This window comes from Prosthecobacter fluviatilis (genome assembly GCF_042655725.1).
Taxonomy (GTDB): domain Bacteria; phylum Verrucomicrobiota; class Verrucomicrobiia; order Verrucomicrobiales; family Verrucomicrobiaceae; genus Prosthecobacter; species Prosthecobacter fluviatilis.
Genome location: NZ_JBHSMQ010000001.1, coordinates 871031 through 896163, shown reverse-complemented (window position 1 = coordinate 896163; position 25133 = coordinate 871031). Strand labels below are relative to the sequence as shown.

Below are 25133 nucleotides of genomic sequence, written 5' to 3'. Positions count from 1 at the left end.
CGGCATTTCTGGCTGCGCATAATAAGAAATCATCAAATGGAGGCCACCATGTACCACCGCACCATCTTGTTCCTTGTCCTTGCTCGAACTTTGACAGCCTCCCCGGTTGATGAAGCAGAGATCCTGCTGCAGAGGCAGCGCTACACTGAAGCCGCTTCCGCATTGACCGAGGCCGTCATCTCTGCTGCAACCGATCCGGGCTATGCGCACTACCTGCGTGCCGTCGCCCGCGCGGAGTCAAGGCAGCACGCCGAAGCCATCAAGGATTGTGATGCCGTCCCCGCCACCCACGCATGGACACGCAAGGCCCTGTTTCTCAAAGCCCGGTGCCTGGGTGAGCTGAAGCGCCATCAGGAAGCGGAGGTGATTTACAGCGCGGAGGCCACGCGCCTGTTTGCCACGACACGCAAAGAAAAGCTGGCGGAGGCGCTGGTGGCTCTGGCAAAGGACATTACCAAACCGGCCGTCCCTGGCCAGAGCATGAACAAGAACGCTCAGCTCAAGGCGCTGGCTCTGTATCGCAAGGCGCTGGAACTCGAAACAGGCCCTGCCATGCGCGAGCAGCTTCTGTTTCAGATTGTCGCAAGCGTGCGCGACCTGAAACAAAACAATGAGCTGTCCCAGGCATGCGCCGCCTATCTGCTGGAATTTGATCCTGACTGGCGTGGACTCATTGGAAACCCGCTAGCTGCATCCGCCGCGAAGACAGCAGGAGCGCAGCGCTGGGAGGTGCGCCAGACACTCATCGAAAGCATGCTCCAAACAGGCAACGCCGATGCCGCGCGCCGCTATGCGGAGGATATAATGACCCTCTGGAAGACAAAGGCGCCGGCAGCAGGAACGCAGCCTGACCGTGGAGACATCGAATGGCAGATCTGTCGCAGCTATGCCGCGCTCATCGTCCAAGACGACAGACAACAGTTCGCCAACGCTCCCACCCCATCCCCCAATGAGCAAGTCACCATCATTCCTGCTGACCCCGCTCAGCAGACCGTAAGCCTGCGGAGCTTTCTGAAGACCTATCCGTCACATCCGCGTTCGGCGGAGGCAGCCTTCACTTTGATCCAGACTCTGGCTGCGCAAAACAAAAGCGATGAGGCCATGGAGGCCTGCAAAACTTTGTATGACCGCGCCGACTGGCCGGCACCTGCGGCGGATGAAGCCGACAAACGCACCCCGGCCGAGCGCCTCGAAGCGTGGCGGCAGACGGCATTTTTCCAGATCGGTGCACTGCACTTCGCCGCCCGGAAGTATCCGCAGGCCATCGAGCAATGGCGTGCCTACATCGCCAAACATCCGGACGGCAGCCTGTGGCAGCGGGCGCAGGCGAGCATCATGGACGCAGAGTTTCAGCTCTGCCTTGATGCTGTGGCGGCGGGAGACCGTGCCGAGGCCACGCGGCGTTTTGACGCCTTCATCACAGCCCATCCATTGGACGCACGCTGTCCACAGCTCCTCTTTTTAAACGGCCAGTGGCATTTCACCGCGGCGCAGGAGCTTGCCAAAAAGGAGGCTGGCAAGCCGCGCTCTCCAGAGCTCACCTCACTCTTTGAAAGCGCCGTCTCCGAATGGGCCCGCCTCATCATCAAACATCCCACGAGCGAGGAGGCCTCTCTCGCTCTGTACCGGACCGGCATCATTCAGGCAGATCATCTGGACCGGCATGAAGAGGCGCTGAACACCTTTCAGCGCCTCACCTGGGGCGGCTGGCAGCAGCTGGCCGCCGAACGCGCCGCCATGATGCCACAGCGCTCGCTGGGACTGCAAACACCGCGCATTTACCGCACGAATGAAACCGCCCAGGTGCGCGTGAACGTGCGAAATCTGGAAAAGCTCAGGGTCTCGCGCTACACGCTGAATCTCGAAGACTTCTACCGCAGCCGCCATCGCCTGGATGGTGAATCAGGCATCGGCTCCCTCGACATCGACTTGATCCAGCCGGACAAAACATGGGAGGTGCCCGTCACAGGCTACTCCCGCCTCAAGCCCATCGAGCAAACCATCGACGTCCCGTTTGAAGGCACCAGACCGGGAGTGTGCCTCGTCCGGGTCGAAGGGGAGGACTGGCAGGCCAGCACCATTGTGATCCGCAGCGACATCGACCTCATCGTGCAGTCCGCCTGGACGGAGGCGCTCGTGTTTGTGCAGGACCGCCTCAAAGGCACCGTGGTGGCAGATGCGGAGGTCCTGCTGAGCAATGGCAAGGAAATCATCGGCCAGGGCCGGACCGGCAAGGATGGCGTGTTTCGCCTGCGCGGCGAAATGATCCGCGCCACCGCAGATCTTTGCGCCTATGTGAGCACGGATTCGGGTGTGGCCATCCAGCGCCTGAACCTGCGCGGCATGACGCAGGAGATCACCGGAGGCAGCACCGACCGCTCGGACGTCGCGCTGTCGCGGCACGGCTTCATCTACACGGACAAGTCCGCCTACCGCGCTGGTGACGTGGTGCACTTCCGCGGCATCATTCGAGATGTGCAGGATGGTGCCTACAGCGTGCCCGCCGGCCGTGAGTATGACATCCACATCACCGATGGCGAAGGCCGCACTCTGAGCCGGATGAAGTCAAAGCTCAGCGACTTCGGCACCTTCACCCACAGTGTTCCCCTGCCCGCATCCACACCTCCTGGCAGCTTCCGCATCACGGCAAAGGCCTTGGAGGGAGATGAAACCCATGAGGCGTGGTTCAACGTGAAGGAGTTTGAGATCGAAGAGATCACAGTGGAGATCGAGACGAAACCCGAGGCGGTGTTCCGGGGGGACCGTATCGAAGGGACGCTGAAAGTCGGCTACTCCTGGGGAGCCCCCCTAGCAGACGAACCGGTGCGCCTGCGCATGCCTGATGGCCGCCTGCTGGAAGGCAAAACCGACGCGGCGGGCAACTACACCTTCACACAGGAGACCACCACTTTCACTGCGGGTGGTTACATTCGTTTTTTTGCTGAGCTGCCCGCCCGCCAGCGCAATGTGCATCATGCCGTGAGCCTGCTCCGCACCGGCCTGCAGCTTGTGTGGGACCGGCTGCCAAACCCAGCACTCACCGGCGAGCCTTCGCTCATTCGTGTGAAGGCGCTCGACCATCGTGGCAAACCCGCTGCGGCGGCTGTGAAGGTCACGCTCTCGCGACTGGACAATCAGCCGGCCAATCCCGTGCTCTCCGCCCTCCCCGGTCTGGTGTACATTCCCAATGCAAGCTCACCGGCACGCATCGCTGAGTTCACCGTCCAGACAGATGCCGCCACAGGACTCGGCAGTTCCACCATGGTGCTGCAGTCCGCGGTTATGCACCAGCTTGTCGCCCAGACCACAGACACGCGTGGCAACGCCGTGGAGAGCACCACCTTCATCCAGGCCTCCGGTCCTGATGACACCACCAAGCTGCGTCTCTTCAGCGATGAGAGTGATGTCAATGAAGGCAGCACGCTTAAAGTCGATGCGCACAGCCGCATCACCGCTCCGCTGGCGCTCATCACTCTCTCCGGAGAGAACATGATCGAGCATCGCATCATCAGGCTGGAACCCGGCCACAATGCGCTGCCCATTTCCGTCGCTGCGGCGCACTGGCCGCAGTTTGATGTCAGCGTCGCCTGCCTCGACGGAGACAAGCTGCACAGCGCCCGGCGTGGCTTTGAGGTGAAGCGCCCGCTCAAGATCGAGATCCAGACGCCTGCCCAGCCAGTGAAGCCGGGAGAAGCCGCCGAGATCACTCTCACCGCCACCGACGCGAATGGCAACCCCGTTGCCGCAGAGCTCAGCCTCGCACTTGCCAGCGCCGCACTTTTTGCACAGCACTCCGACCAGACTGAAGACATCGACAACTTTTTCCACGGCAGCCTGCGCCAGCACAGCAGCCTGCGCACCGGCAGCAATGCGGGCTTTCAATACCGCGCCGCCTCCCAGTTTCTCACCCGGGATGAAGCGGGCAATGTCATCGACATCGCCAGCAACGCGCAGTCCCACATCGATCAGCTGCGCAATATGGCACAGCAGGAAAACAGCGTGTGGTATCAGCAGGCAGAGCTGCGACAGCGGAGCGACCGCTCACAAATCGGCGATGCGTCCGGACTCCTCCCCGCACAGCAAGGTCAAACGTTGACCGTGGGAGGCGGCATGCATGTGAATTTCGGCAGCCGCATTGCAAGCAACAACCTGGACATCAGCTCAGGCGGCCTACTCGCGAATGGCCCCATCGACAACCTCCTTTCCGTCAACAGCTCCGGCCCGCCCTTCCCCTACGGCGCTGGACCGATAACCGCCGGAAACCGATCTGGGGGGTTCGCCATTAGCAGCGCTTCCATCGACGGGCTCCTGCAAACTGGCGGTCCCCTGACCCTCACAGGCAACATCTCCGGAGCCTACCCCTTCACTGGCGCTACCGCTTTCGCTGGCGTTCCCGTCATCGGCAGACTCTTCCCAAATGCAGGAGGCCAGCCCTTCGCGCCGGATGCACAGTGGCACTGCCCGCTCGTCACAGATGCCTCCGGCAAGGTGAAGGTGACACTCACGGCCCCGGGCACGGCTGGTGCATGGCGTTTGTCGAGCCGAGGCTGCACGGTAACGACACAGGTGGGCGAAGCTGAGAAGGAGATGACGACGAAGTCGGAGTTCATGGCTGAAATGCGAATGCCTGCTGCTATGCTCCCAGGAGACAGCTTTACTCCGCGCGTGCTGCTGCATGGCGCTCCAGAAAACGAGACGACCGTTCAGGCCACTTTTGAAACCGCAGGTGTGACGAAAGTGCAGACGCGCTCCGTCAAGCTCAACCCCCAAGGCACCGTCGAAGTGGTGTTTGACCCCGTCAGAGCCTCCGACACGCCGGGCCTGAGCATCGCCTCGACGTCCATCAAGACGGCCACAAAAACCCAGGGTCTGGCCTCAAACTTCATGGTGCTGCCCCTGGGTGAATCCAGCACCCGACATGCACTGAAGGTCGTTCCTGCTCCTGGAGAAGCCGCCTTCACGGTCATTCCCTCCCAGCAGCTTTGGATCTCCGCCTTCTCCTCACCTCTGGCGCTCCTGCAATCCATGAGCCACTCATCACAAACCGCTGCCAGCAGACTGCTGAGCCGTGTGGCGGCAGCACGTGCCGGCAAACCTGCGGATGAAAGCCAGCTCCGCCTGCTCATAGCGGAGCTCCAGATCGCCCAGAAGGACGGCGGCTGGACCTGGCAGGATGTCAAATGGCAGCGTGACAGCGTCGTGACCAGCCTCGGCCTGTGGGCGCTGGTGGAGGCGAGATCGCTGGGCTTTGATGTCGAAGACACGGCAATCAAGTCAGCGATGGCTTATTTGAAAAAGGCGCTGGCCATCATCCCGCCGGATGAGCCGGACAAGGCGGCCGTCATCCTGCACGCGCTGGCCTGCGTGAATGAGGCGGACTTCTCCGTGGCCAACCGCATGTATCGAGACCGCGCCAAGCTGAATGACCCGTCTCTGGCCTGGCTGGCTGCCGCCTTTCAGCGCATGAACCGGAGCGACGAGGCCAAGGAACTGCTCAAGGCGCTCGAAGCCAAACCCAGCTGGACCGGCAGCAAAACCACCTCCCGTCTCGGCAGTGACTACGACACGACGGCCATCATCCTCTATGCCGCAGCGAAGACCGTGCCCGGCACTGCGCTGGCAAACAACGCGGCGAACGCTCTGCTGCAACAGCTTGGCGTATCACGGGGATCTGACACAGCCTTGCAGGGGCTTTGGACGGCGGCACTGGCGGAGCATTTCATCAGCAGCGGCATGCACCGGACACCGCTGGCTGAAGAGATGACACTGACCCTGAATGGCGAGCAGCGGTCCATCGGCAATGGCGGAGTCATTCGCTTCCCAGCTCCCAAGGCCGGAGCCGACGGCAAATTCAAGATCAACGTGGGCTACAAAAACAACATGGCCACGCCCGTCATCATCGCGACTTTTGTCAATGAGACCGCCATCGATCCGAAAGCCGCCACGGTGGCCTCGCTGCCAACGGTGACCAAACGCTCCTGGCTGCATGAGGGCCTGCGGCATCACGACAAACCCTTGGAAGCGGAAAGCAGTTCGCCGGTGACTGTCGCAGCCCACGGCCAGCGGCTGCGCGTGCGGCTGGAGTTGAAAGCCCCCGGGCAGGCGCAGAACGGCTATGTCATCATCGATGAGCCGTTGCCTGCCGGCTGCATGTTTGTGCCCGGCTCACTTTCAGCGGAGCAGGCACGCATGGAGCAGCTTCCAGGCATGCTGCGGCTGTGGTTCATCCCCGGCACCTTCACCGAGGATGCAAAGATCAGCTATGAACTCATGGCCTTGCACCCGGGCAGCTATCGCATCGCACCCACGCGCGTGCGTGATGCCTGCCGTCATGAGCTCTTCAATACCGGCCCCGAAGGCAGGCTGACCATTCTTCCTCCCGGCCAGCCATCGACGGACCCGTATGTCATGAACGGCTTCGAACGCCTGGAGCTGGCGGAGCTGCTCTTTGATGAAGGCGCGCTGGAGGAAGCCCGCACCCACCTCGAACTTCTGCGCAATGACGCTGAGGCCATGAAATACCACGAACGCGACATCGCCCGCATGCTGCTTTGGATTCACACCTCCCGTGAAGCCATGGATGCCAGACAGGTGGTGGAGCTTTTTGAGGCGCTGAGCGAGCGCCACCCGGACATCGTCATCCCCTTCGATAAAATCCTCAAGGTGGCCGCAGCCTACCGGCAGATGGGTGAGTTTGAGCGCGCGTGGCTGGTCTATCGCGCCACGATGGAGAGCAGCTTTGTCAGCGATGCAGGCGTGAGCGCCGCCATGGAAACGGCGGGAGATTTCCCCGGCAGCGCAGAGCACCAGCTCAGCCTGTGGATGGAATACCCGGACGGCGCGGACAGCCTGCTGGCCTTCTTCAGCCTGGGCCAGCGCTATCAGGAGCTGGCCGCAGATCCCGCCTCGGTCCCCCTGCGCCCAGGCGCTGCAAAGTGGACCAGGAGCCAGCTGCTGGAGCGCAGCCGCGACCTGCTGCGCCGCCTGCTGACCCTCCAGGCCAGGAATGACCTCGCAGACGATGCCGCCTTCACCCTTGCGAACGTGTTCTTTGACCTCAAGGACTATGCCAGCGTGGTGCAGACGGCGGGAAATGCCGCCTCCACGTTCACGAAAAGCCCCTTCCTGAACAACTTTCACTACATGACGGCACTGGGCCGCTTCTGGCAGTATCAGTTTCCCGAGGCGCTCGCCGCAGCATCTCCTGTTGCCGCCGGCAGCAGCGACGACGCACCCAATGCGCGCTACATCACCGCACAGATCCATCACGCCCAGGGCAAATACGCCGAGGCCGTGCGCTGGTATGAAAAAGTGAAGGACGAATTCGAAGATGCCAGGGAATCCATCGCGGTGCTGCAGGAGAAGGCCGTGAAGCTGCCCTTTGCCACGCTGTCAAAGCCCGGCCAGGCTGTGAAGCTGGTGCTGGAACACCGCAATGTGAAGGAGGCAGCCCTGCTCATCTACCGGGTGGATTTGATGAAGCTGCAGGAGCGACAGAAGGACCTCAGCAGCATCGGCAGCGTCAACCTCTCCGGCATCACCCCGCAGGCAGAGATGAAGGTGCCGCTCGGAGACGGTGCGGACTACGCCTGGAAGAAACGCGACCTCGAGCTGCCATTGAAAGACGAAGGCGCCTACCTCGTGATCTGTCGTGGAGATTCGCAGATGACCAGCGGCCTCGTGCTGCTCACCACCCTGGAGATGGAGTCGCACGAGGACGCGCAAAACGGCTCCATTCGCGTGCAGGTTCGCGACACCCTGCGCAATGCCTATGTGGCTGACGCCGACATCACCGCCTACGACACCAGCGCCACCGCCAGCCCGCAGAAAGGCCGCACCGACCCCCGGGGTGCCTTCCAGGCCTCCGGCATTCATGGGCAGGCAGTGGTGGTCGCCAAGCTGGGGGATGCCCGCTACGCCATTCACCGCAGCAGCGGAAATCTGATGCCACTCCCAATGCCTGTGCAGAGTCCACGGCCCAATGAGCCTGCCGTATCCAGCATGGCCAACCGGGAGATCAGAAGAGGCACCGCGCCGAAGCCCGAGGGCAAAGAGGCTTACCTCCTCAACGTGCGTGGCAAGCTCGATCTCAACAATTTGGACAACCGCGCCGCGTGGTCGGAGAAACTCAAAAGCGAAGGCAAAGGAGTCAAGGCGGAGAAGGCGTTCAAGAAATGAGCATTTCTTCCCGTTGCATGCTTGTCTTCCAAAGCTCTGTTTCCTCATGAACATCCGCCGACTCCCCGCCCTGCTCTGCGTCCTAGCACTCGCCTCCTGCGCCACGCCTCCTGATTCGGAAACCAAGCCGCTGGGCGAGAACGTGCTGGGCAAGGACGCCATCCACGCCGCCAAGCATGGCCCCGTCGATTTCGTGGCGCATGTGAAGCCGGTGCTGGAGGCCAAGTGTGTGATGTGCCACAACCGCCAGGCCCTGCCCGGCCATATGAGCCTGGCCAGCCACAAGGAAGCCCTGCGCACCAAGGCCCTCGGCACCTACATCGTCCCAGGTCATCCGGAGACCAGCCTGCTCGTGGCCAATGTAAAGACTGTGCATCAAAACGTCAGCGTCATGCCCGCCGTGGGCGAGCGCCTGACCAAGGATGAATACGCCATCATCAACAAATGGGTGAAAGAAGGCGCGGCCTGGCCTGCGGGGAAAGCCGGCACGCTGAAGATCATTCGGTAATCACAATTTCCGATCCTGCGCATTCGCAATTCGTCTTGGTGCTCAGGACGGTGCGTGCTCTACTGCACCCATGGCAGACCACCGCGCCCTCATTTCGAATCCCGCAGACTTGCAGCCTTCCACCGCCTGGAATGAAACCGTCTGGGCCTACACCAGCGAGGAGGAGCTGGTGGACCACACCACCAAGGCACGTCTCTGCGTGGCCACGCTGCTGCCTTTCAAGGACAAGAAGCCCGACTGGGACGGCTTCACCAAAAGCGTGCGCTGGATGCAGCAGTGTGGCGAGCACTACGGCGTGGAGATGGTCTTCGTGCTCAATGCAGACACCGGCTACATCTTTGACCTTAGCAATGACCTGTATGCCGAGGTGCTGAGGCGCTTCCGCGCGGAGTTTCCCACGCAGCGCTTCATCGCCGGCGTGACCGCACGCGGCGCGGAAAACGACACCGCCTTCAAAGCCGAGCGCTACTGGCCGCTGCTCGACATCGCGCAGGAGCACGACAACTGCGAGATGATGATCATGACCAGCAAGCTGCTCAACACGCTGGAGAATGAGCCGCGACGCGATGCCTATTTTCAGATCGCCGAACACTTGATCCGCCCAGGCATCGCGCATGCGCTGGAGCCTTCCTTTGTGCCCTGGGCCACACCGTTTGATCCGTGGCTGTTCCATGAGATCGCGCTGCATCCGGCGTATGTGGGTGGCAAGGTCAGCACGCTGGACGAGCCGCACTTCCACTACTGGGCCACCATGTGCAAAGGGCTGAACCTGCCCTTCTCCCCGCACAGCGGAGACGACTACGGGATCGCCACCGCCATCAAGCTGGGCCTGCCGCTGCTCATCGGCGCGGGCGTCAGCGCCTGCCCGCTCATCTGCGCCGCCCGCGACATGTGGCTGCTGGACAGCGTGGCCGACAAGAAGTTCAAGACCGGCACCGGCCGCTTTGACACGCGCGTCTATAAGCTCTTCGAGGCCTTCCAGTCCTTTGAAGACATGGTCTTCCGCCTCGACGACCGCATGAGCGCCTCCCCCTACAAGCACAGCACCGCCCATGTGCTGCACCAGCTCGGCCTCATCGACTCCCCCGAAGCCCACCCCGATTGCAAAGACCTGCGCGGTGCCGATGAAGCAGCAAGAATGGCCGAAGCGATGCGCCGGCCCAAGCGCGTGGCGCAGAAGCTGGGCATTCCCTATTTTGGATCTTGATCAGCGGAAGTGTTTTCAGGCAGGGCGAAGGGATCTTCGGAGTATTGGTCAGCGGGGAAAAAGGGCCCTGGGCCCAGTAACGGCTCCTTGGCCAAACCAACCCACCAATCGACATACCGCTGGAATGGTGGGCCCAGGGATTCGTGCGCAAAGAGTGGCTTCAGCGGACTGTAAATGTTCAGCACGGCATTTATAAGACGCGGATGTTTTAGGCACCATGCCGAATCCTCAAGAAGACAGAATACTGGCCCGACACTCAAGACATACAGCAGAGGCAGTGCCACTAGCATCGCAGCGAATGCTCCGCTCTTGGAACTTTTGCTGGTGGTAGCGTCATTCATCGCAGGTCATTCTGCCAAAAGGGACGCTTCTCACATCTTCCTCGAGCCCAACCGCTCCCACCACGCCATATAGCTGTCTAATGGCTGCTTTAGCGAAGTATGATCATACAGCCAGAACATAGGCGCATAAAGCAACGGCACCAGCAACACGACCAAAGCAATGGTCGACGAATTGGAGGTCTGCCGAGGGTTGCCAGAGTCATCGTTCATGGCCGTGCAATGTGTTACTGACCAGTCTCCAAAATCGCCTCCATCATCCGCAGCGCATCGCAGTTCGGCTTCACATCATGCACGCGGATGATCCTCGCACCATGCTCGCGGGCGTAGGCACTCAGCGCAATCGTTGGCCAGAAGCGGTCTTCCATGGCATCGGAGTGCATGACGCGGGCGATCATGGATTTGCGCGACACACCCACCAACAGCGGGCGCCGGGTGCTGAGCTGCGGCAGGGCGCGCATGAGCGCGAGATTGTGCTCCAGCGTTTTGCCAAAGCCAAAGCCGGGGTCCAACACGATGCGCTCGGGGTCGATACCCTCGCCCTCCAGCACGCGCAGGCGGTTGTCAAAGTAGCTGCCGACCTCGGCCACCACATCCTCATACTGCGGCTGGTTCTGCATGGTCTGCGGCGTGCCGGTCATGTGCATGACGACGAGGCCCGCTTTGGAATCTGCCGCCACGCGCGGCATGGCGGCGTCTCCACGCAGGCCGGTCACATCATTGATGATGTCGGCCCCGGCATCCAGCGCGGCGCGGGCCACGGCGGCCTTCATGGTGTCGATGGAGATGAGAGCTTGGGTCTGCGAGCGCACCGCACGGATCACGGGCAGCACGCGGTGCAGCTCTTCCGTTTCACTGACCGGCTCGGCACCAGGGCGAGTGGACTCTCCCCCGATGTCCAGGATGTCCGCACCTTGCGCCAGCAGCATGAAGGCGTGCTCCACGGCGCGACCGGGATCGTTGAAGCGCCCGCCATCCGAAAAGCTGTCGGGCGTGACGTTGACGATGCCCATGATGAGCCCGCGGTGGGTGAGATCGAGATCGTGGTTGCCGAATCGCCAGCGGTGCATGGGTGGTGCGGGCGGCTGTGCCCGGTTCCGGTTATGTTGGGTTGGAACGGCCTTGCGCCAAGCGGAAAAGTGCACTGAAAAAAAGCGCCGGGGCACCTCTTCTCCGAAGCTTTAGCGAAGGATGAATTGCCCGCGCCGTTTTCCCGCTGCATGATTTGGCGATGAAGCTCAACCCGGCCACCCTGCTGATCATACTCCTAGCGCTAGGAGGGGCCGCGGCTTTGCTTCTGGTGGGGGCCGGCACAGAGCCGCCGCCAGCAGACGGCCAGCGGACGCAGGTGGCTGTGGCAAAGCAGGAAGCAGCGCCGGTCAGCGCCTCCGGCAGCCCATTGGAAGACCTCAAAAAGCAGATCGTTCTGCTGGAGGGCCAGGTCGAGTATTTGCAGGGGCAGAATGACGCGCTTAAAGACGAGAATGCGCAGTTGATTCAGAAGCTCGGCATGCTGGGCATGAAGGACGCGCCCAAGATGGCTCAGAAGGCGGATGAAGAGCCGCCGGACTTTGTGGGCATGGGCCTGGAGATGATGAAAATGCGCAAACTGCAGGCGCTGCCCCTGGTAACGACAGCCGTGAGCCAGGAGGAGGTGGAAATCGTCATCCTCGCCTGGTTGAAACGCCAGCAACCGAACGAGGAGGCAAAGAAATTTGCGCGTGGACTCGCAGCTTTGGGCTGGATTCCTGAGGCCATCGATCCGCTGCCACTGCGTGCCGCATTGCTGGCCCGGCAGCTGGGCGGCTGGTATGATGATGAGTCGGAGACGATGTACACGATCGACCCCGCAACCGCCTCCGGCCCGGCAGTAACTTCCAACGAGCCTCTCGGGATCGCCTTCGGCCAGCTGCTGCGCGAGTATGGCGACATCCTGTATCAGCCACAGCACGGCGCTGTGAAAACGGACATGCGGCTCGCGCGTGACTCATTGATTGCGGGCGATGCAGCGCTCACACGCTTCCTCCACTCGCTGCAAAACCCGGCCTCCGCACTGAAAGACGACCTGCCTGCGGAGGACCCGGACCATCCACTGAACCAGGTACCCATGCCCGCCTTTCTGCGTGAGCTGGCGCTGTTCCCCTTCAGCCGCGGCTTTGACTTTGCCCAGACGCTGCACAGCGCCGGCAACTTTGCGCAGCTCAACGCCGCCTACAGTCGCCCGCCCATCAGCACCGCAGAGGTCATTGAGCCGGAGGTCTATCTCGATCCGGAGCGCCCTGCCCCCGTGGAGATCAAGCTGGATGAGGTAAAGCTCAAAGGCGTGCTGCCCTACTGGGACGACTGCCTCGGCAAGTTCGCCTGCGTGACAGTCCTGCGGACCTACAATGAGGATGAAGACGCCGCACTGGGTGCGCGCGGTCTGGTGGCAGACCGGCTGCTCGTCTGGGCGGCGGACGGCGGCGCCAAACGCGACCACGCCGCATGGCAGACCCTGTTCATGGACAAATCCTCCGCAGACGCCTTTTACAAAGCCATGCTCAGCTGCCTGAAGCAGCGCTACGCCACCCAGGGCGAAAACGAATTCAGCGCGCAGGGCCGGTTTGTGTGCCTGCTGCGCAACCGCGGCGACGCCGGTGTGGTGCTGATTGAAGCGGCCAGCGATGAAGCCAGGGCTGCATTGAAACTTTTGATGAAATGATGACTGCAAAAAATGTTTTCTATTCCGGCCGCGTCCAGGGCGTGGGCTTTCGCTACAGCACGAAGCGCATCGCCTCGGGCTTTGATGTCACCGGCTGGGTCAAAAACCTGCCAGACGGCCGCGTCGAAATGCTGGCCCAGTCCTTTGAGGCCGACGAGCTGGACGCCTTTCTGGAGGACATCCAGCAGAGCAGCCTGGGCTCCCACATCAAGGAACGTGAGGTCAATGCCGTTGCCGCGCAGCCAAACTTGCGTGGATTCAGCATTCTGCGTGATTAACCCGTCCCCTACCCCTATGAGCGCCACGCCCGCCGTTTCCGTGAACCATCTGACCAAGGTCTTCAAAGGCCACCTGGGCAAAGGTGCCTTTCGCGCGGTGCACGATGTGTCATTCACCGTGGAGGCAGGAGAGGTCTATGGCCTCATCGGCCCCAATGGATCTGGCAAATCCACCACGATGAAGGCCATTCTGGGCCTGCTCAATGCGACCGAGGGCGAGACCCGCATCTTTGGCATCCCGAGCACGGAGGTGGCCAGCCGCCGCAGCGTGGGCTTCCTGCCGGAAAATCCGTATTTCTACAAGCACCTGACCGGGCGCGAGACCCTGCACTTTTATGGCAGGCTCTGCGGCATGAGCGGTGATCTTTTGAAATCGCGCGCCGAGGAGATGCTGGCGCTGACCGGCCTCGAAGATGCGGCGACACGGCGTGTGGGCGGCTATTCCAAAGGCATGCTGCAGCGCCTGGGACTGGCGCAGGCGCTGATCCACGAGCCGCGCCTGCTCGTGCTGGACGAGCCCACCGCCGGCGTGGACCCCTCCGGCTCACGCATCATACGGGATCTCATCATCGAGTTCCGCGCACGCGGCATCACGGTGCTGGTGACGTCCCACCTGCTGGAGCAGATGCAGGAAGTTTGCGACCGCGTAGGCATCATGGCCCACGGGCGCATGGTGCGCGAAGGCAGGCTCAATGAGCTGATCGCCGTGGAAAATCAAACCGAGCTCGTATTTGAAAACGCCACCCCAGACCTGCTGGCCAAGATCGACGCCCTGGTGAAGGCCGAAGGCGGCGGCACACGCCTGCTGCGCAGCGGCCACCCGCGCACCACGCTGGAGCGCCTGTTCATCGAAGCCACGAACGAACCCAAAAAACCATGAGCGAAGCCCCCCCCAGTACCACCGCCATCTCCGTGGCCCCGGTGCGCTTCTCGCCCGGGCGCGTATGGACGCTCGCCTATGCGACGATGACGCAGCTCATGCGGATGAAGATCCTGCCCTTCCTGCTGCTGTTTTGCGCTCTGGTGGCCGCCATGGGGGTGGGATTCTCCACGATCAATCCCGAGCAGCAGCTCAGCCAGTTCAAGACCATGTCCCTGGGCGTGCTGCAGATTTTCAGCATCGTGTTTGGCATTGTCGCCACCGCCCTGCTGCTGCCAAAGGATCTGGAGGACCGCACGCTCTACACCATCCTCTCCAAGCCGGTGCCGCGTTTTGACTACCTGCTGGGCAAGCTGCTCGGCGTGCTGATGCTCATCGCCTCCGGCCTGGTCATCATTGATGCGGTGCTGAGCCTCATTTTGTGGCTGCAGCAGTCCATGCTCTTCAACGCGGCCGTGGCCCAGCTGCGCACAGAAAGGCAGGACACTCCCGAAGTCATCGCCCAAATGCGCGAGATCGTGGCCCGGCAGGGGCTCACCTGGAATCTGCACTGGGCGGTCTGGGCCATCTTCCTGAAAGCCGCCGTGGTGACGACCGTGGCCCTGCTGCTGTCCTGCATCGCCAGCTCGACCCTGTTTACCATCGTGATCGCCTTTTGCATCACCATCATCGGTCACGGTCATGCGATGATTCGCGAGTTCGTGCTCCAGCCCAATCTGGGAAGCACCTCCACGCGCGTCGCCACCTTTCTGCTGGCCGCGATCTGCCCGGACCTGGCGCAGTTTGACGTCGTGGACAGCGTGGCCAACGGCGAGATCGTGCCATGGGCGGCAGTGTATGAAATGACCGGCATCACAGCCCTCTACATCACGGTTTACCTCTTCGTCACCCACCTGGTCTTTGTGGAAAAGGAGCTATGAAACGCAAACTCCAGGCCGCCGCGCTGCTGCTGATCTTTGGTGTGCTGAAGCTGCCGCTGGAGCAGAAGGTGACGCATGACCTGCGCACGATGCGCCTGGTGGATGCCCCGCTGCACCTGGGTGTGAAAGGAAACATGGGCCAGATGGGCCTCGCAGCAGCCTTTGGCGGCTTGCGCGGACTCATCGCCACCATCTTCCAGCTGCGTGCCCACGTGGAGTTCACACGGGTGAACTGGGCGCAGGTGGACAAATACTACGGCTTTGTGACACAGCTCCAGCCCCGCGTCGCCCGCTACTGGGAGGAGGCCTCCTGGCACATGGCCTACAACGCAGCCTCCTACTACCTCTACAACAAGGAGCTGAAAGCAGGGCTGCGCGGCACCCTGTACCGCGACTATGTGCAGCGCGGCATCGACCTCCTCAAGGAGGGCCTCAGCCTCATGCCCGACAACGCGCGCCTCTGGCAGAAACTGGGAGACCTGCACTGGAACCGCAGCAAGGATTTCAAAGCCTCAGGCGACGCCTACCTGAGCGCCTTTCAGCACGGCGGCCTGAACTTCACCGAACGCTTCGCCGGCTACGCCTACGCACAGTCCAATGACCCGGACTCCTGGGCCAAAGGGTATGCGATTCTGAAAAAGCTCTACGACGAAAAAAAGTCCACCCCAGGACTGATCGAGTTCCTCAAAATGCTGGAGCAAAACCTCCACATTCCAGCAGCTCAGCGCATTCCGGATGCGGGCCCCGTCAGAACCACGCCCGATCCTCAGTCCGGCCCTTTGAGACAGTAGGCCTGCTGCCTAGCACCGTTTGACATTCGTTACGTTTGGGTGAATTTTCACATTGTTCCCCCCAAATGCCCGCCAAAGTAGATATACCCCGCAAGTCGATCTACCGCCTGTCGATCTACCAGCGCTGCCTGCAGCGTCTGCGTGAGAACCAGGTGGACACGGTTTCTTCTGCCGCGCTCGCAAAGGCCGCCGGGGTGAAGTCCACGCAGTTGCGCAAGGACCTGGCCTACTTTGGGCAGCTGGGCACACGCGGCCTGGGCTACAATGTGGATGCCCTCAGCGGCACCATCGGCGACGTGCTGGGACAGAACAAGCTGCAGCCGGTGATCCTCGTGGGTGTGGGTAATCTGGGCTCCGCGCTCATGCGCTATGGCGGCTTCCGCAAGGAGGGCTTTGAAATTGCCGCCGCCTTTGACCTCGCTCCGCGCAAGGTGCCAGGAGTCAACGTCCCCGTGCTGGCCATGACGGACATGCCCGACTTCATCCGCCGCCAGAATGTGAAGATGGCCATTCTCTCCGTGCCAGCCAGCAGCGCCCAGTCCGTGGTCAATGAGATGGTGCAGCACGGCATCCAGGCCATTCTGAACTTCTCCCCCACCGTGCTCGACGTGCCCGAAAACGTGGTCGTGAACAGCGTGGATCTGGCCGTGGAGCTGGAAAACCTGAGCTACTTCATCCGCTGATTTTCAGCGGGGGATGCGCGCTGAGAATGGCGTGAATCAAACGCCCTGCGGTGTACGTTGATGTGGGCCAGCCTTTTTATCATGCCCACGCTCCGACTTCTCGCCGTCCTCCTCGCCCTTGTCTCGTCCGCTGCTGCGGCGCATCCGTTTCTCTGCTGCGACTACGGCGGGGGCAAAGTGTGTGTGGTGTCTGCCGAGGGCAAGATCGAGTGGCAGTGGGACTGCAAGGCCCCGCAGGACTGCTGGAAGCTGCCAAATGGGAACTACCTCTTCTGCTTTGTCAGCGGCGCGCTGGAGGTGACGCCTGACAAGAAGGTCGTCTGGGAATACAAGGCCCCCACCGATGTGAAAGTGGAGGTGCACGCCTGCCAGCCGCTGCCAGATGGCAATGTGATGCTCGTGGAATGCGGAACGAGCCGCATCATCGAGGTGGATCGCGCAGGCAAGATCGCCAAGGAGATCAAGCTGGCCGCCGCGCCGGAGATCAAGCTGCACAATCAATTCCGAGGCACGCGCAAGCTGGCCAACGGCCACTACCTCGTGGCCTTCAAAGGCGAGGGCAAAATCGTCGAGCTGGATGGCGAGGGCAAAGTGCTGCGCCAGATCAAGGTCCCCGGAGATCCGCATGAAGTCGTGCCGCTGCCCGAGGGGCATCTGCTCATCACCTGCGGCGACGGCCATCAGGTGCGCGAGCTGGATGCGAAAGAGAACATCGTGTGGGAGCTCGGAGAAAACGACATCCCCGGCTATACCCTGCGCCTCATGGCAGGCTGCCAGCGCCTGCCGAATGGCAACACCGTCTTTTGCGTCTATCTCGGCCACGGCCACATCGGCGAGCAGGCCCAGGTCATCGAAGTCACGCGGGACAAGAAGATCGTCTGGGACGTGGCCGACCACGCGCAGTTCAAGACCATCAATCAGATCATGCTGCTGGATGTGCCCGGAGATGTGACGAAGGGGGAGATTTTGCGCTGAGGCAAGCGCTCATCGTGACCAGGGCAGCAGCGAGGAAGTAGCACGGGCAATCCTGCCCGTGAAGAACGTTCTCTTTGCGGGCAGGATTGCCCGCACTACTCCGGCCTGCCTCAATAACTCCGCGCAAACACCACGCGGCGGGTGCTCGGCTTGCCAGTAAGGAAACACTTTCCTTCTTCGGCAAACTGATCGCCGTGCGGGATGCAGCGGATGGTGACCTTCATGTCCTTGCTGAGAGTTTCCTCCTCCTCGCTGCTGCCAGCCCAGTGCATGAGGGCAAAGCCGCCTTCGGAGCCTTCGGCAAAGAAGGCTTTGAATTCCTCCAGCGTCTCCAGCTTCTTCATGTTGGCATCGCGCAGCGCCGTTGCACGGGCCAGCAAGGCGTCCTGAATCTCCTGCAGGCGCTCGGTCACGGACTGGATGAAATCTTCCTTCGGCACAAATTCCTTCGCCTTCGGTCCCTGGTCGCGGCGGCACACGGCCACGCTGCGGCTGGTGATGTCGCGCGGTCCCATTTCGAGTCGCATCGGCACGCCCTTCTTGATCCACTCCCAGTTCTTGGCTCCGCCCTGCAGGTCGCGCTTGTCCACGTGCACGCGCAGCGGTTCGCCGGCAAAGGTCTGCGTGCGCAGCGTCTGCGCCAGCGCCTCGCAGGCGTCGATGACTTCCTGACGCGTGTCGGGTTTTGGAGTCACCGGCAGGATGACAATTTGAGTGGGGGCCACGCGCGGCGGGATGATCACGCCGTCGTCGTCGCCATGCGCCATGATCAGCGTGCCGATCATGCGCGTGCTCACGCCCCAGCTCGTGGTGTAGGCCAGCTGGCGGGTGTTGTCGCGGCCGAGGAACTGGATGTTCGCAGCCTTGGAGAAATTCTGCCCCAGGTAGTGGGAGGTGCCGGCCTGGATGGCCTTACGGTCCTGCACCATGGCTTCGACGGTGAAGGTCTGCACCGCGCCGGGGAAGCGCTCGCGCTCCGTCTTTTCGCCAGGGATCACCGGGATGGCCAGATGGTCGCGCAGGAATTCCTCATACACCTTGTGCATGGTGCGGGTTTCCACGATGGCTTCTTCTTCCGTCTCGTGCGCGGTGTGTCCTTCCTGCCAGAGGAACTCGGCAGTGCGCAGGAAAAGGCGCGGGCGCATCTCCCAGCGCATGACGTTGCACCACTGGTTGATGAGCAGCGGCAGGTCGCGGTAGCTTTCCACCCAGCGGGCAAAGGCCGCACCGATGATGGTCTCGGAAGTGGGGCGGATGACGAAGGGCTCGGCCAGCTCGCCGGTGGGGATCATCTTGGTGGTGCCGTCCGGCTGCTTCTGCGCCTCCAGGCGGTGATGCGTGACGACGGCGCACTCCGTGGCAAAGCCCTCGGCATGCTGAGCCTCCTTTTCCAGGTAGCTCAGGGGAATGAGGAGCGGGAAGTAGGCGTTCACATGGCCGGTGGCCTTGAACTTGGCGTCCAGCTGGCGCTGGATGCTCTCCCACAGGCCGTAGCCCCAGGGCTTGATGACCATGCAGCCGCGCACCTCGGAGTTCTCCGCCATGTCGGCGGCACGAACGACCTGCTGGTACCATTCGGGAAAGTCTTGGGCACGTGTGGGGGTGATGGCGGTGGCGTTGCTCATGGGATTTGGGGTCGAAAGAGTATGGAGCGGGACGCAGAGTGCAAGGGTCAGCGCGAAGTTCGCGGGCGGTAAAAAACGGTGGGTCTTCACAGGGCCATGCCATTTCCGCCATTCTTAGTTCCACCATTTTCCATTCCTCCATGGTTTGGATGCAGCGCATGCAAGAATTGAGAATGATAGAATGGGTCAGAATGGTGGAATGGTCCGGAGCCCCCGCTTCACGCAAAAAAATCATCATTGCCCTGCAAGACTTGGCCCGGATAGACTGACTATCTCGTTCTTATGCGCTCCCTTCTCTGCCTCGCCCTGCTCTCCTCTGCCGCTTTTGCTGCCGACACGCACAAGCTGACCCGTGTTTATGAAAAGCTCAAAACGGAGCGGCCCATCGCCGTGGCGATTCCGGAGGATGGCAGCGGCCGTGAGTTTCTGGCGCTGCAGCGCGGACAGATTTTGATCCTGCCGAAAGACGAAGCTGGCAGCGAGGCCAAGACCTTCCTCAACCTCTCCCCGCGTGGCATGGAGGCCAAGGACGGCCTGTTTGAAGAAGGGCTCAACGGCCTGGCCTTCCACCCGAAGTTCAAGGACAACGGCCTTTTCTACCTCTGCTACACGCTGCAGAAGCCCAAGCGTCTCGTGATCACCGAGATGAAGGCCAATGGCGACAAGGCCGATGAAAGCACCGAGCGCTCGCTTCTTGAGATCCCGCTGGTGAACTGGAACCACCACGGCGGCAACATCGTCTTCGGCCCGGATGGCTTCCTCTACATCGGCGTGGGGGACAACTCCAAGCGCAACGGCGAGCTCAAGATGTCCCAGCTCAACGCCACGCTCTACGGCAAGATCCTCCGCATCGACGTCAACAGCCGCGAATACGCCAAAGCTTACGGAATTCCTGCCGACAACCCCTACGCCAGCGGCGTGAACGCCCTGCCGCAGATCTATGCCAACGGCATCCGCAACCCCTGGGGTCTGAGCTTTGACGCCAAGGGCCACCTCTGGTGCGCCGACGTGGGCCAGGACATCTATGAGGAGATCAACTGGATCACCAACGGCGGCAACTACGGCTGGAACTTCCGTGAAGGTCCCGCCGCCTTCCCGCTCATGACCGACACTCCGCCCGCCGACGCCAAATTCATCGAGCCCATCCATTCCTACACCCACGCAGACGGCCTCAGCATCACCGGCGGCATCGTCTATACCGGAAAAACGCTGCCAGAGCTTCGGGGCAAATACGTTTATGGCGACTTCGTGCTCGGCAAGGTCTGGGCTCTCAAGACCGATGACAGCGGCAAGGAGCAGAGCAATGAGCTGCTCTACACCAGCCCCCAGACTCCGCCCACCGACCCCAAGAAGAAGCCCACCGTGCTGGTCAAACCGACCGCCTTCTGCGCCAATGCCGCCGGAGAAATGCTCGTGCTCGACTGGAACGGCGCCATCTACAAGCTGGGCAAGTAAAGCCCCCCTCAGCGACTAACCCGCCGGGACACAGCGCCGCCTCTCAGGAGCGAGCTTTGAAGTTCGCTCCGCTGGTGGTCACACTGCGCTGATGATCATGCAGCGGGCGCCCGTCCAGGAGGTTGGCCACGTTATTGGCGAGCATCATGAGGACGACCAGCGCCAGAACCGCCCAATGCAGCAGCAGCACCACGGCCTCTGCATAAACCAGCCTGGCGAGGCGTGAGGGGCTGCGCACCAGCAAGCAGCTCAGACAGATGATCAGTCCCACCTGCGCCAGCAGCAGGGGGTAAAACCCCAGCAGCACCGCCTGACGCAGCCAGAGGGGATAACCGCCGGCGTAGGTCCAGAACTCAGGCTGCTCCCGCAGCCATACAAAAGGCAGCAGCACCCCTGCCAGCACTGCCGCCGCCCCATGGAGCAGCGGACGGAGGAAGCAGACGCACGGCCTTTTGTTTTGAATCATCCTGAAACTGAAGCACTTGCCCGCGACTTGGAAACAGCCCGCTGAAAAAGATGCGCACCGCCCATATTTCCCGCAAAAGCCCCCAGTCCGGCGCAATTTCCGCACATCCACACCAAGGGAAGATGCGAAAGGCTTTGCGCCTATGCTGCGTAATTCACACATAGTCCCCCTATGATGCCCAAAAACACCCTTTCGCTGACCTGCGCGGCTTTTGCCGCTGTGTCTCTTCACGCCCAGGATTCCGCCGAAAAAATCACCTACCAAGACCACGTCCGCCCGCTGCTGGAGAACAAATGCTTCTCCTGCCACAATCCGGACAAAAAGAAGGGGGACCTGGACCTGACCAGCTTTGGCGCACTCATGAACGGCGGCGGCGGCGGCTCCGTCGTGGACGCCGGCAATGCCGACAGCAGCCGCCTCTGGACCACCTGCGCCAAGAAGGAGGAGCCCTTCATGCCACCGGAAGGTGCACCGCTGGGGCCGAAGGATCTCGATCTCCTCGCAGCCTGGATCAAGGGCGGCATTCTTGAAACCAAGTCGAGCATCGCCAAGAAATCCTCCAAGCCCAAGGTGGACATGGCCGTCACCGTCACCGGCGGCAAGCCGGAAGGCCCCATCGCCAAGCCCGAGCACGTGCTGCTGGAGCCCGTCATCGTCACCCAGCACACCACCGCCATCACCGCCATGGCCGCGAGTCCCTGGACCTCGCTGATGGCGCTGGCCGCGCCCAAGCAGATCCTGCTCTACGACACAGACACCCGGCAGCTCGTGGGCATCTTCCCCTACACGGAGGGCTACGCACGCAGCCTGCGCTTCAGCCGCAATGGCTCCCTGCTCATCATGGGCGGCGGCCGTGGCGGCAAAAACGGCCACGCCATCGTCTGGGATGTCAAAACCGGCAAGCGCATCACCGAAGTCGGCAAGGAATTCGACCAGGTCATGTCCGCCGACATCAGCCCTGACCACACCAAGATCGTCATCGGCAGCCCGTCCAAGAAGGTGAAAACCTACGACACGGCCACCGGCGAAGAGCTGTACGTCATCAGCAAGCACACCGAGTGGGTCATGAGCACGGCCTTCAGCCCCGATGGGGTGCTGCTGGCCACCAGCGACCGCAACGGCAATGTCAACGTCTGGGAAGCTGCGAATGGCGGCGAGTTCTACATCCTCGGCCAGCACAAGGCCTCCTGCGTGGATCTGGCATGGCGCGCAGATTCCAACATCCTCGCCTCCTGTTCCATGGACGGCACCATCACCACCTGGGAGATGAACGAGGGCAAGCAGGTGAAAAACTGGGCGGCCCATGGCGGCGGCGTACAGTCCGTCTCCTTCACGCCGGACGGCAAGATCGTCTCCTCCGGCAACGACGGCCTCGTCCGCGTCTGGGACATCAACGGCAACAAGCTCGGCGAGGCCCCCAGCCAGGGCGATCTCGTGACCAAGGTCGTCGCGCTCTTTGACTCCAAGTCCGCCATCTCCGCCAACTGGCGCGGCGAGATCAAGCTGTGGGACATCGCCACGCCAAAGCTTGCCGAAACAGGCCAACTCACCAGCAATCCTTCGCAGATCGCCCAGCGCATCGTGCAGACCGAGCAGCGTCTCGCCGAGCTCACCACCAAGCTCCCAGCCCTGCAGGCCGCCATCAAAACCGCCGAGGCCGACGCCAAGGCACGCGACGAAGCCCTGGCCAAAGTCCGTACCGAAGTGGCCGCAAACGAAGCACGCAGCAAAAATCTCCCCGGAGAGATCGCCAACGATGAAAAGGCCCTCGCCGCACTGAAAGCCGCCCGCACCAAGGCCGAGCAGGACAAGACCGCACGCACCGCCGCCATCAAGGCGCATGCGGAAAAGTCCGCCCAGATCGCCGCAAAGGAAAAGGAGCTGGCTCCTGTGGCCGCCGAGGCCGCCAAGCTGGCCGCTGCGGACAAGGCCGTGGCAGACGGAAACGCCGCGCTGGAAGCCGCCCGGAAGGAACTGGCCGCCAAAGCTGGTGACGCAGCCCTGACCGCAAAGGTCAAAGACGCTGAAAGCAAACTCGCCACCGCCAAGGCCGAGCAGCAGAAACTTGCCCCCGTCAAAGCCAAGGCGGACCAGCTCGCTGCCGCACTCGCCAAGGCAAAGGCCGAACTGGGTGCCGCTCCTGCCGCCCCCGCAGACCTCGACAAGCTCATCGCGGAGACCGATGCCAAGATCAAGGCCACAGCCGAAGGCATCGCCGCCAAGAAGGCCGAGCTGCCCAAGCTGCCTGCCCTCGTGAAAGCCGGGCCGGAGCGCATCAAGAATGCCGAATCCAATGCCGCCACAGGCAAAAACAACCTCGCCGCCGCTCAAAATGCGGTGAAATCTGCCAGCACTGAGATCGGCATTTTGCAAAAGGTGCCCACCGCCCTCAAGGCCGCGCAGTTCAACACCGGCGTGCTCGCCGAAAAGGAAAAGCTCGCCAAGCTCGAAGCGGACTTTAACGACTTCACGGAAGCCAAGAAGGATGCGGAAGCCGCCAAGGTCTCTGCCGCCGCCCGCATTGAGGCCGCCAAGAAAGCCATCGCCGAATCCACCGCCGCCCAGCCCGGGCTCGAAGCCGCGCTGAAGAAGGTGCAGGGAGAGCAGGCCGGACTGGAAACCGCCATCAAGCCCACACGCGAGGCTGACGCCGCCGCCGCTGCCAAAGTGAACGAGCAGAAGGCCATCATCACCACCAAGGAGGCCGAAATCGCCGCAGCCACCAAGACCAAGGACGAAGGCATCGCCGCAGCCAAGAAGGCGGCGGAAGGCATCGCCAAGCTCATCGACGGCAGGAAGAAGAGCCTCGCCGAAGTGAATGCCAAGCTCGCCGGCCCCGAGAAAACCGTGAAGACCAGACAGGATGCCACCGCCGCCAAGGAAGCCGCAGTCGCCGCCGCCAGGAAAGCCCACGCAGAGGCCACCGCAGATCTCGCCGCCAAGGCCAAGGCCGACAAGGAAGCAGAAGCCGCCCTGACCGCCGCCACCGCTGCCGAAGGCGCAGCAGACAAGGCGCTCCAGGACGCCCGTGCCCGCCAGAAGACCGCTGCCGACGCCGTGGCCGCCGCCAGGAAGGAACTGGCCGCCAAGGCCGGAGACGCCACTCTCACCGCCAAGGTGGCCGAGGCTGAAAAAGCCGCCGCAGACGTGGCAAACGCCCTCAAGGCTGCCGAGGGTGACCTCAGCGCCAAGAAGAAGGCCAAAAGCGATGCCAGCAGCGCCAAAAACACCGCCCACGCCGCCAACAACCCAGGCCAGGAAGCCAAAGCCCTGGCTGCGGTGAAATCTGCCGAGCAGCAGCTCGCCCAGGCCAAAACCGAACTCGCCACCGCCGAGAAGCAGGCTGCCCCGCTGCGCGCCCAGCGCGAGGCCATCCAGAAGGAAATCGAAGCCCAGGGCAAGGCCCTCGCTGAAAAGCAGGCCGCCCCTGCCGCCCTGGAAAAAGCCCTCGCTGAAAAGATTGCCCCGCTGAACGCCGCCATCGCCGCCGCCAAGGCCGCGCTGCCACCGCTGGAGCAGGCCTACGCCGCCGCCCATGGCAAGCTGGACGCCGAGCAGAAGGTGCTGGACGCCAAGAAGGCTGAAGTTGCGAAGGCAAACACCGACTTTGAAGGCGCGAAAAAGAAGAAGACCGACGCCGAGGCCTCCATCGCCGCCGCCACCAAGGAGATCCCTGAAAAGGACAAGATCATCGCCGAAGCCACCGCCGAACTTGCCAAGCTACAGCCGCAACTTGAGCCGATGCGCACCAAGGTGAAGCAGATGAACGACCAGTATCTCACCATGCTGCCGAAGTGATCTCAAGGCACGTATGATTGGCAGACCGTGAATCGTTCTTGCGCGGCGTCGAAAGCGCCAGCGCTCACGCAGGCACGGCAGCGCCTTGGAACCGAAAAGCAGCGGAGGCAAGACAGCCTCAGGCTGCCCGAAGGGTGAGCGCAGCGAATCAATCAATGGTGTGACAAGACTCGGAGCGGTACCGCTTTCGAAGATGTGCCGGAGGTGCGCTGCCCCAGTGCGCCGTCCGGCTGACGAAAAGCTGTGTCGCACTTGCAGGCTTGCGCCATGCATCTCTGCCACACGCACTCCAAGACGCCGTCGCCGGGTGCGCACACCCAGCTACAAACA

The 25133-nt window shown here is 62.1% G+C and carries 16 protein-coding genes; 12 read left to right on the top strand and 4 right to left on the bottom strand.

Features of this window, described 5'->3' with window-relative positions:
* Nucleotides 1-48 precede the first annotated feature (48 nt).
* From ACFQDI_RS03415 to ACFQDI_RS03405, 3 genes are all read left to right on the top strand, one after another.
* Nucleotides 49-8178 carry an MG2 domain-containing protein gene (locus tag ACFQDI_RS03415; protein ID WP_377163417.1) on the top strand — a complete coding sequence of 2710 codons (8130 nt, stop codon included), beginning with the start codon at nt 49-51 and terminating at the stop codon, nt 8176-8178.
* A gap of 46 nt (nt 8179-8224) precedes the next feature.
* Nucleotides 8225-8686: a c-type cytochrome domain-containing protein gene (locus tag ACFQDI_RS03410; RefSeq protein WP_377163415.1), complete on the top strand. Its 462-nt coding sequence runs from the start codon at nt 8225-8227 to the stop codon at nt 8684-8686.
* A 70-nt stretch (nt 8687-8756) separates the two neighbouring features.
* Nucleotides 8757-9893 (top strand): hypothetical protein, encoded by a 1137-nt coding sequence (locus ACFQDI_RS03405; protein ID WP_377163413.1) that lies wholly within the window; start codon nt 8757-8759, stop codon nt 9891-9893.
* A gap of 371 nt (nt 9894-10264) precedes the next feature.
* Here ACFQDI_RS03405 and ACFQDI_RS03400 read toward each other — a convergent pair whose 3' ends face one another.
* Nucleotides 10265-10444 carry a hypothetical protein gene (locus ACFQDI_RS03400; protein ID WP_377163411.1) on the bottom strand — a complete coding sequence of 60 codons (180 nt, stop codon included), beginning with the start codon at nt 10442-10444 and terminating at the stop codon, nt 10265-10267.
* Between the two features lie 14 nt (nt 10445-10458).
* A complete protein-coding gene (folP, locus tag ACFQDI_RS03395) occupies nt 10459-11301 on the bottom strand; it encodes a dihydropteroate synthase (RefSeq protein ID WP_377163409.1) in 843 nt (280 codons plus the stop codon).
* A gap of 161 nt (nt 11302-11462) precedes the next feature.
* Between folP and ACFQDI_RS03390 the strand changes: the two genes are divergently transcribed.
* From ACFQDI_RS03390 to ACFQDI_RS03360, 7 genes are all read left to right on the top strand, one after another.
* On the top strand, nt 11463-12932 hold the full coding sequence (locus ACFQDI_RS03390; protein WP_377163407.1) for a hypothetical protein: 1470 nt from the start codon (nt 11463-11465) through the stop codon (nt 12930-12932).
* Nucleotides 12929-13210 carry an acylphosphatase gene (locus ACFQDI_RS03385; RefSeq protein ID WP_377163405.1) on the top strand — a complete coding sequence of 94 codons (282 nt, stop codon included), beginning with the start codon at nt 12929-12931 and terminating at the stop codon, nt 13208-13210. Before ACFQDI_RS03390 ends, ACFQDI_RS03385 begins: the two co-directional genes overlap by 4 nt.
* A gap of 16 nt (nt 13211-13226) precedes the next feature.
* A complete protein-coding gene (locus ACFQDI_RS03380; protein WP_377163403.1) occupies nt 13227-14090 on the top strand; it encodes an ABC transporter ATP-binding protein in 864 nt (287 codons plus the stop codon).
* Nucleotides 14087-15010 carry an ABC transporter permease gene (locus ACFQDI_RS03375; RefSeq protein ID WP_377163401.1) on the top strand — a complete coding sequence of 308 codons (924 nt, stop codon included), beginning with the start codon at nt 14087-14089 and terminating at the stop codon, nt 15008-15010. The genes ACFQDI_RS03380 and ACFQDI_RS03375 overlap by 4 nt, the downstream gene beginning before the upstream one ends.
* Nucleotides 15007-15801: a hypothetical protein gene (locus ACFQDI_RS03370; protein ID WP_377163399.1), complete on the top strand. Its 795-nt coding sequence runs from the start codon at nt 15007-15009 to the stop codon at nt 15799-15801. The genes ACFQDI_RS03375 and ACFQDI_RS03370 overlap by 4 nt, the downstream gene beginning before the upstream one ends.
* Before the next feature lie 65 nt (nt 15802-15866).
* Entirely contained in the window at nt 15867-16484 is a 618-nt protein-coding gene (locus ACFQDI_RS03365) for a redox-sensing transcriptional repressor Rex (RefSeq protein WP_377163397.1), read from the top strand.
* An 81-nt stretch (nt 16485-16565) separates the two neighbouring features.
* A complete protein-coding gene (locus ACFQDI_RS03360) occupies nt 16566-17459 on the top strand; it encodes a beta-propeller domain-containing protein (protein WP_377163396.1) in 894 nt (297 codons plus the stop codon).
* A 110-nt stretch (nt 17460-17569) separates the two neighbouring features.
* Here the strand turns inward: ACFQDI_RS03360 and proS are convergent, their stop codons facing one another.
* On the bottom strand, nt 17570-19084 hold the full coding sequence (proS, locus tag ACFQDI_RS03355; protein WP_377163394.1) for a proline--tRNA ligase: 1515 nt from the start codon (nt 19082-19084) through the stop codon (nt 17570-17572).
* Between the two features lie 282 nt (nt 19085-19366).
* Here proS and ACFQDI_RS03350 point away from each other — a divergent pair, with 282 nt between their 5' ends.
* Nucleotides 19367-20539, top strand: a complete 1173-nt coding sequence (locus tag ACFQDI_RS03350; protein ID WP_377163392.1) for a PQQ-dependent sugar dehydrogenase — start codon at nt 19367-19369, stop codon at nt 20537-20539.
* A 43-nt stretch (nt 20540-20582) separates the two neighbouring features.
* On the opposite strand, the gene ACFQDI_RS03345 is transcribed toward ACFQDI_RS03350, so the two are convergent.
* Nucleotides 20583-21005, bottom strand: coding sequence for a hypothetical protein (locus tag ACFQDI_RS03345; RefSeq protein ID WP_377163390.1), 423 nt, complete (start codon nt 21003-21005; stop codon nt 20583-20585).
* Nucleotides 21006-21176: 171 nt separating this feature from the next.
* Between ACFQDI_RS03345 and ACFQDI_RS03340 the strand changes: the two genes are divergently transcribed.
* Entirely contained in the window at nt 21177-24803 is a 3627-nt protein-coding gene (locus tag ACFQDI_RS03340; protein WP_377163388.1) for a c-type cytochrome domain-containing protein, read from the top strand.
* Nucleotides 24804-25133 lie beyond the last annotated feature (330 nt).

Coding starts and splice junctions, on each gene's coding strand:
- ACFQDI_RS03415 (WP_377163417.1), top strand. CDS start 49: ATGTACCACCGCACCATCTTGTTCCTTGTCCTTGCTCGAACTTTGACA.
- ACFQDI_RS03365 (WP_377163397.1), top strand. CDS start 15,867: ATGCCCGCCAAAGTAGATATACCCCGCAAGTCGATCTACCGCCTGTCG.
- ACFQDI_RS03350 (WP_377163392.1), top strand. CDS start 19,367: ATGCGCTCCCTTCTCTGCCTCGCCCTGCTCTCCTCTGCCGCTTTTGCT.
- ACFQDI_RS03345 (WP_377163390.1), bottom strand. CDS start 21,005: ATGATTCAAAACAAAAGGCCGTGCGTCTGCTTCCTCCGTCCGCTGCTC.
- proS (WP_377163394.1), bottom strand. CDS start 19,084: ATGAGCAACGCCACCGCCATCACCCCCACACGTGCCCAAGACTTTCCC.
- ACFQDI_RS03380 (WP_377163403.1), top strand. CDS start 13,227: ATGAGCGCCACGCCCGCCGTTTCCGTGAACCATCTGACCAAGGTCTTC.
- ACFQDI_RS03370 (WP_377163399.1), top strand. CDS start 15,007: ATGAAACGCAAACTCCAGGCCGCCGCGCTGCTGCTGATCTTTGGTGTG.
- ACFQDI_RS03405 (WP_377163413.1), top strand. CDS start 8,757: ATGGCAGACCACCGCGCCCTCATTTCGAATCCCGCAGACTTGCAGCCT.
- ACFQDI_RS03390 (WP_377163407.1), top strand. CDS start 11,463: ATGAAGCTCAACCCGGCCACCCTGCTGATCATACTCCTAGCGCTAGGA.
- ACFQDI_RS03340 (WP_377163388.1), top strand. CDS start 21,177: ATGATGCCCAAAAACACCCTTTCGCTGACCTGCGCGGCTTTTGCCGCT.
- ACFQDI_RS03410 (WP_377163415.1), top strand. CDS start 8,225: ATGAACATCCGCCGACTCCCCGCCCTGCTCTGCGTCCTAGCACTCGCC.
- ACFQDI_RS03360 (WP_377163396.1), top strand. CDS start 16,566: ATGCCCACGCTCCGACTTCTCGCCGTCCTCCTCGCCCTTGTCTCGTCC.
- folP (WP_377163409.1), bottom strand. CDS start 11,301: ATGCACCGCTGGCGATTCGGCAACCACGATCTCGATCTCACCCACCGC.
- ACFQDI_RS03385 (WP_377163405.1), top strand. CDS start 12,929: ATGATGACTGCAAAAAATGTTTTCTATTCCGGCCGCGTCCAGGGCGTG.
- ACFQDI_RS03375 (WP_377163401.1), top strand. CDS start 14,087: ATGAGCGAAGCCCCCCCCAGTACCACCGCCATCTCCGTGGCCCCGGTG.
- ACFQDI_RS03400 (WP_377163411.1), bottom strand. CDS start 10,444: ATGAACGATGACTCTGGCAACCCTCGGCAGACCTCCAATTCGTCGACC.